Source organism: Sphingomonas sp. BT-65 (genome assembly GCF_026107375.2).
In the GTDB taxonomy this organism is placed as follows: Bacteria; Pseudomonadota; Alphaproteobacteria; order Sphingomonadales; family Sphingomonadaceae; genus Sphingomonas.
Map to the genome: position 1 here is coordinate 1497057 of NZ_JAPCIA010000001.1, position 14053 is coordinate 1511109.

9 protein-coding genes are annotated in these 14053 nt (G+C 67.2%); 2 read left to right on the top strand and 7 right to left on the bottom strand.

The window, feature by feature from the left end; all coding sequences use genetic code 11:
* Nucleotides 1-4 precede the first annotated feature (4 nt).
* A complete protein-coding gene (locus tag OK349_RS07235; protein ID WP_265117142.1) occupies nt 5-1393 on the top strand; it encodes an alkaline phosphatase D family protein in 1389 nt (462 codons plus the stop codon).
* Nucleotides 1394-1432: 39 nt separating this feature from the next.
* On the opposite strand, the gene OK349_RS07240 is transcribed toward OK349_RS07235, so the two are convergent.
* The 5 genes from OK349_RS07240 to OK349_RS07260 form a co-directional block, all read right to left on the bottom strand.
* Nucleotides 1433-3445 carry a glycoside hydrolase family 97 protein gene (locus OK349_RS07240; protein ID WP_265117143.1) on the bottom strand — a complete coding sequence of 671 codons (2013 nt, stop codon included), beginning with the start codon at nt 3443-3445 and terminating at the stop codon, nt 1433-1435.
* 66 nt (nt 3446-3511) lie between these two features.
* Nucleotides 3512-5002, bottom strand: coding sequence for a tryptophan 7-halogenase (locus OK349_RS07245; RefSeq protein WP_265117144.1), 1491 nt, complete (start codon nt 5000-5002; stop codon nt 3512-3514).
* Nucleotides 4999-6561: a tryptophan halogenase family protein gene (locus OK349_RS07250; protein ID WP_372340569.1), complete on the bottom strand. Its 1563-nt coding sequence runs from the start codon at nt 6559-6561 to the stop codon at nt 4999-5001. The genes OK349_RS07245 and OK349_RS07250 overlap by 4 nt, the downstream gene beginning before the upstream one ends.
* Nucleotides 6562-6634: 73 nt before the next feature.
* Nucleotides 6635-10054 carry a TonB-dependent receptor gene (locus OK349_RS07255; protein ID WP_265117146.1) on the bottom strand — a complete coding sequence of 1140 codons (3420 nt, stop codon included), beginning with the start codon at nt 10052-10054 and terminating at the stop codon, nt 6635-6637.
* 336 nt (nt 10055-10390) lie between these two features.
* A complete protein-coding gene (locus tag OK349_RS07260; protein WP_265117147.1) occupies nt 10391-11854 on the bottom strand; it encodes an MFS transporter in 1464 nt (487 codons plus the stop codon).
* 122 nt (nt 11855-11976) lie between these two features.
* Between OK349_RS07260 and OK349_RS07265 the strand changes: the two genes are divergently transcribed.
* On the top strand, nt 11977-12990 hold the full coding sequence (locus OK349_RS07265; protein WP_265117148.1) for a LacI family DNA-binding transcriptional regulator: 1014 nt from the start codon (nt 11977-11979) through the stop codon (nt 12988-12990).
* 55 nt (nt 12991-13045) lie between these two features.
* On the opposite strand, the gene OK349_RS07270 is transcribed toward OK349_RS07265, so the two are convergent.
* Both OK349_RS07270 and OK349_RS07275 read right to left on the bottom strand, forming a co-directional pair.
* Nucleotides 13046-13576 carry an OmpH family outer membrane protein gene (locus OK349_RS07270; protein WP_265117149.1) on the bottom strand — a complete coding sequence of 177 codons (531 nt, stop codon included), beginning with the start codon at nt 13574-13576 and terminating at the stop codon, nt 13046-13048.
* 18 nt (nt 13577-13594) lie between these two features.
* Nucleotides 13595-14023 carry an outer membrane protein assembly factor BamE gene (locus OK349_RS07275; protein ID WP_265117150.1) on the bottom strand — a complete coding sequence of 143 codons (429 nt, stop codon included), beginning with the start codon at nt 14021-14023 and terminating at the stop codon, nt 13595-13597.
* Nucleotides 14024-14053 lie beyond the last annotated feature (30 nt).

Consider the following 14053-nt stretch of genomic DNA (forward strand, 5'->3'; position numbering starts at 1 on the left):
GCCCATGAAAAACTCACGCCGCAGCTTCCTCGCCACCGCCGCCGCCGCCGGCGTCGCCTCGCAGTTCCCTGCCTGGGCCGAAACCAATCCCGACGGCACGCCGCGCCTCATGCTCGGGCCGATGGTGGGCGCGGTCACGCAGACCAGCGTGCCGATCTGGATGCAGTTGAGCGGCGACTATTTCGACGCGGTGGTCGAGTATACGACGGATCCCGTGGCCGGCCCGTGGAAGCGCACGCCGCCGCAACGCGCCCGCGCCGAGGACAATTACACGCTGGTCATCAACGTCGAGGGGCTGCAGCCCGACACGGTCTATCACTATCGCGTCCTCTCCAACGGCAAGCAGGACAAGTATCTGCGCGACCGCCTGCCGCCGCAGGTGCGCACCGCCCCCGCGGCGCCGGCGCGCTTCCGCGTCGCCTTCGGCTCGTGCGCGCGAGTCCAGAACGATCCCGAGCAGCCGATCTGGCGCGCGGTCGCGCAATACCGCCCCGACCTCTTCTTCTGGCTCGGCGACAACATCTACGGCGATTCGATAACCCCCGCGACGCTGGTCAGCGAATATCAGCGCCAGCGCTTCGTGCCGTCGTTCCAGCCGGTCGGGCGCAACGTGCCGCAGCTCTCGATTTGGGACGATCACGACTACGGGCTCGACAATTACGACCGCACCAACCCGATCCGGCGCGAGGCGCTGGCGATCTTCCGGCAATTCTGGGCCAACCCGAGCTCGGGCCTGCCGGACACACCGGGGGTGTTCTTCGACTATTCCTACGGCGGGGTGGATTTCCTCTTCCTCGACGACCGCTATCATCGCGCGCCCGACGCCGACGCGGACACCCCCGACAAGGAATTCCTCGGGAAAGGCCAGTTCGAGTGGCTGAAGCAGCAGCTGCTGGCGAGCCGCGCCCCATTCAAGCTGCTCTCGTGCGGGAGCGGCTGGTCACGCTTCAAGGGGCCGGGGGGCGATAGCTGGTCCGCCTATCAGCATGAGCGCACGCGCCTGTTCGACTTCATCCGCGACAAGGGCATCACGGGCGTTGTGCTGCTGTCGGGGGACACGCATTTCCCCTATGTCGCCTGCGCACCCTGGTCCGAGCGCGGCGGCTACGACTTCTACGACCTGGTGAGCTCGGCGCTCGCCCAGGCCCTTGCGGAATCGGCCGACGGGATCGAGGCGCGCATCGCTGCCATGGTCCCGGACCGGATGATCCGTTCGCCCTTGCTCGGGATCAACAATGCCGGGATCCTCGACTTCGACATGACCGGAAAGGTGCCGACGCTGAGCTTCAACGTGATCGATGCGCGCGGCAAGCTGCTCTACGATCCGGTGACGCTCCGCGCGGACGAGCTGGTCAACGGGGTTTCCTCATGGCGGAGCAAGCTTGGCCGGTGATCCCGCAGGCACGGGTTGAGCTGCCCCCGCCCAGTACGCCTAGTCCAGCCGCTTGAAGCGGATCGCCGCTCCCCCGCCCGGGCGCAGCGCCAGTTCGAGGCGGTCGGCGCGGGTGACGACGCGGCGCTCGATCTCGAGTCCGACGGGGTTGTGCCGGAAGTCCGCATCGGGTGCATCGCGATAGATCTGCGCCTCGTAGCGCTTGCCGGGAGCGAGGAAGTCGAGCGGCTGGACCAGCTTGCGCGGGTTCTCGTCGGTCACCGCGCCCAGGAACCAGTCCTGCCCGCCGCGCGGCTGGCGCGCCACCACGGCATAGTCGCCGATCTCGCCCGCCAGCGTCCGCGACACCTCCCAGTCGGTCGGCACGTCGCGGATGAACTGGAAGGCATCAAGCCGCGCCTCGTAATTCTCGGGCAGGTCCGCCGCCATGTGGATCGGGGAATAGAGCACGACATAGAGCGCCAGCTGCGTCGCCAGCGTCGACTGCACGCGGCGCATCAGCTCGGTCTTGCCCTGCACCAGGTCGAAGATGCCGGGGGTATAATCCATCGGCCCAGCGAGCATCCGCGTGAAGGGCAGGATCGTGACATGCTCGGGCGGGTTGGTCGGATTACCCCAGGCGTTGAACTCCTGTCCGCGCGCGCCCTCGCGGCTGACCCAGTTGGGATAAGTGCGGCGCAGGCCGGTGTCCTTGACTGGCTCGTGGGTGTTGATCGCGATGCGGCGCTTCGCCGCCTGCTCCACCACATGCAGATGATGGCGCACCAGATACTGGTCGGCGAACCAGTGCTGGCCGCCCGTGGTGTCGACCAGCGTACCGCTGGGGCGGACATAGCCGGTCTTGATCACCGACACCCCGGCGCCGGCATAGAGCTTGAGCGCATCCGCGAGCTGCGCCTCGTAATTGGGGACTGCGCCGCCGGTCTCGTTGTGGCCGATCAGCTTGACCCCGCGCGCCTTGCCATAGGCGGCGAGCGCGGGAAGATCGAAATCGGGATAGGCCTGCGTGAAGCTGAACTTGTCGCCATTGGCGATCCAGTCGCCGTCCCAGCCCTTGTTCCACCCCTCGACCAGCACGCCGTCGAAGCCGTATTTGGCGGCGAAGTCGATGTAGCGCCTGACGTTGGCGGTGGTCGCGCCATGATAGGCGCCGCTGCCCCAGCTGGTCTTGTTGAGGTGCATCTCCCACCACACGCCGACATATTTGCCGGGCTTGAACCAGCTGACGTCGCCGAGCTTGTTGGGCTCGTTGAGGTTGAGCGTCAGCCGGCTGTCGGCGAGCGCGGCGGCGCTGTCGCCGATCAGCACGGTGCGCCACGGCGTAGCGAACGGCCCGGTCTTGCGCACCGCGACGTCGTCCGGCAGCGGCATGAGCCATGCCTTGAGCGTGCCCGCGCCGTCGGCCTGCAGCAGCATGCTCGGGAAATCGACCAGCGCGGCTTCGTGGAACGAGAGATGGACGCCGTCCGCGCCCTTCATCGTCAGCGGCGTCTCGGCGAGCGTGATGCGGCGGGCGTCGGTCTGGGTGTAGAGATACTCGTCGCGGTCCGCGCCGAGCGCCTGGTACCACCAGGCCTGCCACGCGCCGCCCGGCCGGAACTCGGTCCGTTCCCCGGCGACTTCAACCGCCTGGCCGGCGGGGATCGCGTCATAGACGTAGCGGAAGCCGAAGCCGTCATCGAACAACCGGAAGACGACGCGAACCGCGCGATTGAGCGGCGTGTCACCCGTCAGCGTGACGCCGAGCTCGGTATGATGGTCGCGGATCACCCGCTGCTCGCCCCAGGGCTGCTGCCAGCTGGTGTCGATAACCCGCCGCCCGGCTACGGTCAGTGCCGTGAACCGGGCGGCGGGCTCCCCCTTAAAGTCGAGGCCGAGCCGCGCGGGCGCGAGCAGCTCCTTGCCGTTGCGGCGGACCGCGTAGCGCGCCTCCCCCTGCGCCACCGACACGCACAACTCGATCACCTTGCCCGGTGATTGCGCGCACTCGGCGGCGCTGGCCGCGGCAGGCGCGGCAACCAGGGTAAGCAAGGTCAGGATGCGCAGGATCATCGGGCAGTCTCTTCCAGGGGAGGGCGGATTCAGTGGAGCGGGTCGCCGGGGGCTCATGACGGCGGCTCAACCATGCGAATGCGCCATGATGCGGGCGAGATACTGATCATGGGTCGGCGCCTCGAGCACTTGTTCCCGCACAAAGCCGAGCATGCGCCGCAGCTGCGCCTTTACCTCGTCGGGCGGGGTGCGATCGATCGCGGGCAGATAGCTGTCGGGCACGAGGCCGTGGCCGATGAACAAGGCGCGCCAGCTGTCGGGCAGGAAGCTCTCTTCCTCGAACGGCGGCACCTCGCCGCGCGCGCGGAACAGGTCGATGGCGTGCGCCACTGCTTCCGGCAGCGGCGCGGCCCTACCCTCCGCCCAGAAGCCCCCGGCATAGCGGGCGAGCGCATAATGCGCCGACTGGAAATCGCGCACTCGCTCGAACGCGGCGTGCATCACGCGGTTATATTCGGCGCGCCGGGCGTCATAGCTGCCATTACCGGCGGGGAAGCTCGCGAGCAGTTGCACCAGCCCGAGCTGGATCGCGTGTAGTTCCACACCATGCACCGGATCGAACACGCACGCCGCCTCGCCGATCGCAATGCAGTTGCGCCGCCACGCCGTCCGCCGGCCGGGATCGAGCGGCCGGACGACGGCATCGTCCAGCGCCAGCCCGCTCGCCGAGCGGGCACGGTCCAGCGCCGCGTCGTCGCTGCATGCGCCCGAGACATAGGCCTGCACGACGTGCGTCTGCGCGATCGCGGGGTGAAGCGCGGTCCACCCGCCCTGCCAGGCGCGGATTTCGGCATAGACCGGGATCGGCGCGACGCCCGGCCCGCGCGCGGCGAGCATGCGATCGGCCGGAAACTGCGCGCGCCAGCTTTCGCGCGCCGGGTCGATCGCCGCGATCAGCGCTGCCTCCGGGCCCGTCGCATCGAGGAACAGATCGCCCTCGATCCGCCCGCTCCCGATCTCCAGCGCGACGATATCGCCGCGCTCGGAGTCCAGCACCGGCCGTGCGGTTTCCGCCGGATGGATCGCGACGCCTGCCTTCTCCGCCAGCGATCTCAGGCTCTGCGCATAGGCGAGGGCCGGCAGATGATAGCCATAGTCGCTGCGGCCATAGAGTTCGGTCTCCTCGTTCGGGAGCAGCAGCCGGCCGTGCCGCGCGGCGGCTGCGGCAAGCGAGAATTCCTCCAGCGGAACCGGCAGCCCGTACCGGCGCGCCTTGAGCCAATAGGCGAAGAAATCGGCGCCCTCGATCGGCGCGCCGGCGCCGCCATAGGCGTGGAGGAAGGCCGGTGCCATGCCCGAGGCATCGGTGAAGTTGTGCCCGAGCGAGAAGCAGCCGCCGACGATGCGCAGCAACGCCGCCTCGTCGATGCCGATGCGGTTGTGCAGCGCCTCCAGCGGCGGCAGCGTGGGATGGACGTCGGCGGGTCCGCGATTGCCGGGCAGCTCGACAGCGGTGACCGTGACCTCCGCCGGCGCCAGCGCGCGCGCCAGCATTACCGCGCTCAGCCACAGCGCTGTATCGCTCCCCGCGATTACGATGCGCGTCGGCGCGCTCATCGGACGCGCTCCAGCTCGACTTCACCGCAATAATTCGCAAGGAACGCGGCGTGCGAAGTGCGGCCCGTCGCGCTGGCGGCGATGCGCGCGCGCAGATCGTTCAGCCGCGCCTCGAGCGCATCGAGCGGGATGCGATCCGCCAGCCGGTTATAAGCGCGCGGCAGCACTCGCTGCCCCTCCAGCACCGAGAACCAGCTGTCGCGCGAGAACAGGCCGAGCTGATACTCGGGCGCGGCCGCGCTCTCTTCGAACAACGCGATCTTGTGCGCGAGGCTGTCGGGGAGCGTCATCGCGCGGACATGATCCCATAACGGTTCGCCGGCGCGCGCGTTGGTGGCGTAGTGCAGCACGACGAAATCGCGCGCGCGGTCGTAGTGGATTTCGAAGAGCCGGTTGAACTCGGCGGCAAGGCGCGGGTCGATGCCGGTCGCGCGCGTCGGGATCAGGTTGGCGAGATCGGTGACCGCAGCCTGGATCAGGAAGATACTGGTGGATTCGAGCGGCTCGAGGAACCCGCCGGCCAATCCGACCGCGACGCAATTGCCCTCCCACGCCCGCGCGCGGCGCCCCGCCTGAAAGCGCAGCAGCCGCGGCTCGGCAAGCGCGGGCCCGTCGATCGCCGCCATCAGCGTGGCATGCGCCGCGTCCTCTTCGCAGAAGCTGCTCGAAAAGACATAACCGTTGCCGGTGCGGTGCTGAAGCGGGATGCGCCAGATCCAGCCGCCGCGCTGCGCGGTCGCACGCGTATAGGGGGTGAGCGGCGCGACGCGCTCGCAGGGCACGGCGAGCGCGCGGTCGCAAGGCAGCCATTGGCTCCAGTCGCACCAGTCCACGCCCATCGTCTGCCCGACGAGCAGCGAGCGGAACCCGCTGCAGTCGATGAACAGGTCGCCGGCGATCGTCTCCCCGGACTTGAGCGTCAGCGTTTCGACATGGCCGCTGCCCGCGTCTCGGCCTACGTCCATCACCTGACCTTCGACGCGCTCGACCCCGCGCGCGGTCGCCCAGTTGCGCAGGAAGGCGGCGTAGAGGCCCGCATCGAAATGATAGGCGTAGGAATAGGTCGAGCGGATCGAGCTCATGTCCTCGCTGGGCGGCTCGAACCCGTTGGCGAGGGCCAGCGCGATCGCGTAACTATAGTCCTGGAGCGAGCCGACATCGCGCCCGGCCAGCCGCGCGCGCGCCCAGCTATGCTGGAAATCCACCCCCGCCCAGGGTTCGCCGAAGGTGCCGAACGGGTGAATGTAGCGGTCGTCCGGTCGGGTCCAGCCGACGAACTCGATGCCCAGCTTGATGCTCCCGCGCGTGTCGCGCAGGAACTCGGCCTCGTCGAGCCCGAGCATGTCGTTGAAGGTCTTGATGTGCGGCAGCGTCGCTTCGCCGACGCCGACGGTGCCGATCTCGTCGGATTCGATCAGCGTGATGCTGTAGTCGGCGGGATCGAGCAGCCGCACCAGTCCAGCCGCGCACATCCAGCCCGCCGTGCCGCCGCCCAGGATCACGATCCTGAACGCGTTGCCGGAGGGTGGGCGGGAAGGGGGCCGGGGGTTCGCCTGCATCTGCATGACTCGACCGATCAGCGAGAGAAAAAAGGCGCCGCCACGGCAGATCGCGGCGGCGCCAAGGGGAAAGCTAGAATTTGAACCGGACGCCGAACTGGACCCGCCGATCGACGCGGCTCCAGGCCGAGTCGATATATTTGGCCGCGGCGCCGGGCGTCTGCGGCGAGTCGCCGAAGATCTGCTGCTGATACACGGTGGTGGTGTTCAGCAGGTTGCTCCCTTCGATCGAAAGCTCGAGAAAGTCGGTCGGCGAGACCCGCAGCGACGCGTCGAGGAACCCGGCCGCCTTCTGGAACACCGGCAAGCCGATGCAGCAGTCGAGATTCTGGGTCAGGTAGCGCGACCGCCAGTTATACGCGACGCGCAGACCCACCGGACCCTTCTCGTACAGCGCGACCGCGTTGAACGTGTGGTCCGAAATGCCGGCGAGGCGTTTCGAGTCGATCACGAAGCCCGTGCCGCCCAGCGCCTGTTGGCCCGCACCGAACGCCCCGATGTCGCCGCTTGACGACGCGGTGATGAGGTTCGAGTTGCGGATGCCCGACTGGTGGACATAGGTATAGTTGAGCTGCGTGCCGAGGCCGCTGAGCCAGCCGGGCAGGAAGTCGAAGAAGGTCTGGTACCCCACCTCCACGCCCATCAGCCTGCCGCCGTTCTTGACGTTGCTCGGCCCGTTGATCTGAACGGTCTGAGTCGAGGCGCCGTTGGGGATGGTGCGCGTGAACTGGCCGTAGGAGAGGGCGTTGTGCAGCTGCTTGTAGAACAGGCCGACCGTCAGCGAGCTGCTCTGCCCCATATAGCGCTCGAACGACAGGTCGAACTGGTCCGCGCTCAGCGGCTTCAGCGCCGCGTTGCCCGAATTCGCCGCGAACACGAAATTATAGCCCACGACATTGGCCGCGATCTTCGGCGCGGTCGGGGAGTTGAAGATGATGTAGGGCGAGTCCGGCGTGGTGTTGATGATCGGCGCGTTGATCGCCAGCGTGTTGCGTAACAGGCCGATGTCGGGCCGCGAGATCGCCTTCGAATAGGCGAAGCGGATGAAGTTCTTGTCGTCGAGACCGAACCGCAAATTGACGCTCGGCAGCCAGTCCGTCCGTGACGACTGGAAGGTATCGGGCGTCGCGGCGCCATTGGCGAACGCGCGGATCGCCGGCGTCAGGTAGCAGCTGACGTTGACGATGTTGGTCGCCGAGAGCGGCGCGTTGCAGGCCGGCAACCCGTCGAAGATATTCGCCGCCGGGAAGGCGATGCTGCCGATGCTCTCCTCCTCGGTGCGCACCACGCGCAGGCCGACATTGCCCGTCAGCGTGACGTCGCCGAAGATGGTCTTGTCGTTGCCGCCGAAGCGCAGCATGGCGTAGGCCGCCTTGGTCCGCTCGCGGATCTGCATCACCTCGCCCGGGGTGAAGCATTCGTCCACGGTGGCCTCGGCGCGGTCGCAGATCGCGGTATAGCCGGTGCCGAGCGGCGAATTGGTCGCCGCGCCGCTCAGCGACGAGATCAGCTTCGGAAAATCCTGGAGCGTCGCGCGGTTGAGATAGACCAGCGGCCCGTTGGGATAGGATTGGCCGTCGTAGAAATCGCCCAGGCTCGCCGATTCCCAGATGCCCGCGCCATAGCCCCGGAAGGGCGCGTGGCCGGCATTGCCGGCGCAGTTGCCGGTATTGGTCGGATAGGCCCCGCCAGTGGTGTTATCGATGTTGAAGCCCGGACCGTTACAGTTCCAGTTCGCCGCGATCGGAGTCCAGTTGAACGTCGAGTAGCGCACCTTCTGGCGGCGGTTGGCGTAGCGCACGCCGACCTTGAGCGAGTCGAGCCAGCCATCGCCGGCGAATTCATATTCCCCATCCGCGCGGAAGGCGAATTCTTGCGCATCATTGTCCTCGACATGGCCCTGGATGAAGGGGAGCCAATAATTGTGCGGATTGGCGAGCCCGCCGGCCGCATAATTGACGTTGGAACCCGGCAGCAGCTCGACCCGCGGCGTGCCGTCCTCGTTCACGCTATACTGCATATTGGCCATCGACCCGGTCGCGACCAGAATATCGTTATTGTAGGTCGACGCGTCGATGAACTGCACATCGGCGCTGAGGTGAAGCCGGTCGGTCGGATCCCAGCGGATGTTCGCCGAGAGATCGCTCGTCCCCTCCTCGTGCGCGAAGTTGCGCGCCTCGTTCTGGAAATAGAGGCCGTTGCGCGGGTTGGCGCCGCACACCCCGGCGCCGCAATAGTTGACGAACGGCATCCCCGGAACCGCAGAGCCGGCGTTGATCGCCGCCTGCACGCTCTCGAACGTGCCGCTGAAGCTGCCGTGCGGCTGGGTCAGCAGGCCCGATTGCAGCATGCCGTTGGACCCGAAGGTCAGGCCGCTGCTGCCGGCCAGGACGGAGCCGGAGCGCGGGTTGAAGGCGCGCGTGCCGAAATAATTGCCGTCGAAGACGGTGTGGCTGGCACGCTCCAGCCAGGCATTGGTGTAGTGCGAGTCGATATATTGGACCGTCGCCTTGAGCGTGCCCGCGTTATTCTCGAACTGGGCCGCGCCGGCGATGCCGCGGCGCTTGCGGTCGTAATCGACCTGCGAATAGCGGATGCCGTCCGGGGCATAGGCCCAGCCGCTGCCGCCGAACGGGTTGGCGGTGCACGGGATGGTGCCGTCGGCACCGACAATCGCGCGATCCGCCGTGCCGAAGCCCGCGGTGCAATAGGTGTCGATCTTGTCCATGATGGCGCTTTCGGTGCGCGTCACCACATGGCTCTCGGCATAGTTGCCCAGGATGCCGAACCGCCCGATCGCGGTATCGACCGAATAGCTGACCAGGCCAGAGAATTCGTGCGTCCAGCGCTCGGAACGGTCGCCATAGTTCGCCTTGACGCTGCCGGTCACCAGCAGCCCCTTCTGGTCCAGGGGCAGGCGCGTGCGCAGGTTGACGGTGCCGGCGATCCCGCCCTCGATCATCTCGGCGGTCTGGTTCTTGTAGGCATCGACGCCCGCCAGCAGCTCCGGCGACACGTCGTTGAACTGCAGGCCGCGCGCTGAATCGGCAGAGAAGCTGTCGCGCCCGTTGAATTCGGTGCGGACCTGGGTGAGGCCGCGGATCAGCACGCTGGTCGGCTCGCCCGACGGGTGCGTGCTATCGTCGGCGGACTGCAGCCGGCCGACGGTGATGCCCGGGACGCGCTGAAGCGCTTCGGCGGCCGACTTGTCGGGGAAGGCGCCGATATCGGTCGCCGTGATCGAATCGACGAAGGTGTCGGCGTTCTTCTTGATGTTCTGAGCCGTGGCGAGCGCGGCGCGGACGCCGATGACAACGATGTCGTCGCGCGGCGCTTCTTCCTGCGGCGTGTCACCCGTGGACGATTGCTGCGCGGTCGTTGCGCCGTCCTGGGCGTGCGCCGCTCCTGCCATTGCGATGATTGCAAGCGCCGCCAGCGATACGCCGCCGCGCAATGCGGCATGACAGCCGCGGCCCCAGTCCGTTCCCTTCATCCCATCCTCCCCATGACCGCCCCTTGGGGGTCGGTCCGTTGCCCAGCGGAATCGGACGCATGCGCAGTCCAGTCCATCTGACTTGCGTAACTTTGCGTAAACTGCGCAAAGAGGCAAGCAGAAATTTGCATTGCGTTTCCAGCAACCCAGGATGCGACGAATTCTATTTATTATGAGATAGTTAGCGCATATTCATGTAGCCCTCCTTAGCGTCATGTCGAAACACTGTTCGAATTTCTATTGCAAGTAATGCAAATCTTTGCATAACGAAGGGCGATGCTGGGCGGTCTTCTTTCACGTGCGGGCACCGAATCGGATGCGCCGGCGTTGCCCGCGCTAGGCCGCACCACGCCTGGGGATCGCGAAGGTGCACAGCGCCGCCAGCGCCAGCATGACAGCGGAGAGAAGCAAGGCGGCGATCGCCTGCCCCTGGAACATTTGTCCGACCAGCGGGCCGAGCACCGTCGCCGCGACGAGCTGGGGCAGCACCAGGAACATGTTGTGGATGCCCATATAGACCCCGGCCTTACCCGGCGGCACCGCGCTCGCGACCATCGCATAGGGGATCGACAGGATCGCCGCCCAGGCGCAGCCGAGGCCGAGCGCGGACGGCCACAGCATCGCCGGATCGTCGATCACCGCGAAGCCGAGCAAGGCCGCGGCGCCCGCCAGCAGGCAGAAGGCATGCGTCGCGCGCCGTCCGATCCGTGCCGCCACGACGGGCAGCAGGAACGCGCCAACCGCCGCAACGCCGTTATAGCCGGCGAACAGGATACCGACCCAGTCGGCCGCCTCGTGATAGGCGGGCGAGGTCGGATCGGCGGTGCCATAGTGGCGCGCGGCGACCGCGGGCGTCGCATAGATCCACATCGCGAACAGGCCGAACCAGGTGAAGAACTGCACGATCGCGAGCCGCGCGAGCAGCTGGGGCATGTGCAGGATGTCCTCGACGATCTCGAGCATGCCGAGCGAGCGCCTGCCCCGGCGCCGCAGCCACACCGCGGCGAGCTGGGCCAGCCCGAAAATCATCGCCATCGCCGCAAGCAGGTAGATTTCACGCTTGCCCCCGGCGAGCCACGCGGCCAGCGCCACGCCCGCACCGCCGAGCAGCCAGGCCAATCCCCTGCGCATCAGCGCCGCGGCGCCGGCCGCGGTGGGAATCACATGCGCATCCGCCCGGTCCGGATCGATGCGGACCGGCCGTTCGGAGGTGGTCAGCACCGACCATCCCACCGCCAGGAACACGCACACGCCGCCGATATAGTAGGCGACGCGCACCGATATCGGCAGGGTCCCTGGCTCGGCATGCGCACTCACCCCGAACCAGTTGGTGAGGATCCACGGCAGCGCGGACGCGAACACCGCGCCCAGGCCGATGAAGAACACCTGCATCGCGAAGCCGCTGGTCCGCCGCTCCTCGGGCAGCTTGTCCGCGACGAGCGATCGGAACGGCTCCATCGCGACATTGATCGACGCGGTCAGCAGCCACAGCAGCAGGCTCGCCGCCCACAACGTCTGCGCGTTGGGCATGGCGAACAAGGCCAGCGCAGCCAGCGTCGCCCCGGTGAAGATATAGGGCCGCCGCCGCCCGAACCTGCCTGCGGTACGGTCGCTGAGATGACCGATCAGCGGCTGCACCAGCAGGCCCGCCGCCGGGCCGGCGATCCACAGGATTGCGAGCTCGTCGATATTGGCGCCGAGAGTCTGGAAAATGCGGCTCGTGTTGACGTTCTGCAGGCCCCAGACGATCTGCACCCCGAACAGTCCGAGGCACATGTTCCAGATCTGCACGAAGCGCATGGGGGGAGGACCGGCGGCATCGGCGCCGACATGCTCCCCGCGTGCCTCTCCCCTTCCTTGCAAACTCACACTTTCGGTGCGTTAACCTCGCCGGTGCCGGCGAAGAGGTCAATTTGAGGCGAATGAACAGCACGGGCAACAACAATACGACGCTCGAGGATCTGGCGCGGCTCGCCGGCGTCTCGATCTCGACCGTGTCGCGCGCGCTCAACGATCATCCGTTGATCAGCACGCGGACCAAGCAGCGCATCTGGGCGCTGGCACGGGACCATGAATATCCCTTCCGCCGCCATATGCCCGCGGCGCCGATCGGCGCGGAGGGATCGATCGCGATCGTGACGCCGCACATGCGCGGCGGGCCGCTGCCGCTCTCGCACCCGTTTTTCCTCGAGCTGCTGGCCAATATCGGCGAGGCGGCGCGCGCGCGCGGCTGCGACTTCACGGTCAGTCATACCGCGCCGACCGACTATGACGATCTGGTGTCGGTGGTCACCACCAGCCGCGCGAGCGGCGTGATCTTCCTCGGCCAGAGCATGCTGCACGAGGAGTTCAACCGCCTCGCGGCGACCAATGCCCGCTTCGTGGTGTGGGGCGCGCGCATGCCGGGACAGGCGTATGGCACAGTAGGTTCGGACAACCTGCTGGGCGGGCGGCGCGCGACGCTCCATCTCGCGCGGCTGGGGCGGAAGAAGATCCTCTTCCTCGGCGGCAGCGATCCCGAGGCGGAGCAGCGCCGCCGCGGCTATCTCGAGGGGCTCAAGGAAAGCGGGCTCGAAGTCGATCCCAAGCTCGCCGCGCAGGTCGAGTTCGAGCTCGAATCGGCCGAAGCCGCGGTCACCCGACTACTGCGCCGGCATATCGCGTTCGATGGCATCATCGCCGCCAGTGACCTGATCGCGCTCGGCGCCATCCGCGCACTGCGCCGTGCCGGGCTATCGGTGCCGCACGACGTATCGGTGGTCGGCTATGACGACATGCTGCTCGCGCGCCTCAGCACGCCGGCGCTCAGCACGATCCGGCAGAACACGCAGGAGGCGGGGCGCAAGCTCGTCTCCCGGGTGCTCGACCCAAACCCCGACCATCAGCCCGAGCATCTTCCGACCGACCTGATCGTCCGCGAATCCTGTGGCGGCTGAAGGCGGGCGCACGCGATCGCGCAGCCACCGGGTTTAGCGTCAGGACCGCGCGGGACTAACGGATGACGACCGCCTGCAGGATGCCGTCCATCTCGCGCGTGACCGCTGGGGTGATGTCCATCGCGTTGTTCCAGCCATAGGCGTGGTCCCGCTCCATGACCAGGCTGCAGACGCTACGCGTGATAACGCGGCCGAGCGCCTGGTTCAGCGCGCGATCGATCTGCTGCTGGCCGTTGGTCTGCGCGGCGATGAAGCGGGCATTCTGTTGCTGATCGATGGCTTGCGCCTGCTGGCTGAGGGCCGCGAGTTGCCGCTGGTATTCGATTGGCGCGATTGCGTTCTGCCGCCCTTCAAGTTGCCGGCGCTGCTGATCGACGGCGGCGCGCCGCTGCGCGAGTTCACCCGTTAGCGAGGATTGCATCTGCCTGAGCTGCGCCTGCATCGACTGGCCCGCGCGCGAGGCGCTGATCGCGTTCGCGCGCGACAACAGGCACAGGCCCGTGATCGGCGGACCGAAGGTCTGCGCCGAGGCTGGCGTCGCGGCACAGGCCAGCAAAAGGGCGGCGAACAATCCGGTCAATCGCATGCCGCCGCCCTTGCCCAATCAGCGCGCGGACGCAACCCGGTCCGCGCAGGATTGCTCCTGCCAGATCACTTCCGACACGGTCACGTTATAGTGCCCGCGCGGCCGCTTGAACCGGATCTCCATCCGGCAGCGCACGCGCTCGGTGCTGCCAGGCGCGACGGGGAAGAACAGCACATAGTTCCAGCGACGGGTGATGCTTTCGCCAAAGTGCGGCGGGCCGATCAGATTGTAGATGCTGAACTTGTCCACATCCGGCGTGATCATGCGCACCGCGGCGGGGTTCACCGTCACCCCCATCTTCTTGTGCTCGAGCGGCGTGCGGTGAAAGGCGGAGGGGTCGACCTTGGCGACATAGGTCGAGACTGGTGCCTTGGTTGCCTCCTTCGCGATCGCCGCGGAAGGGCTTGCCAGGGCGAGGACCGGAAGGGCGAAGGTGCCGAGTTTCATTACGTCCTCCTTGAGAAGAGCTCGATCGAT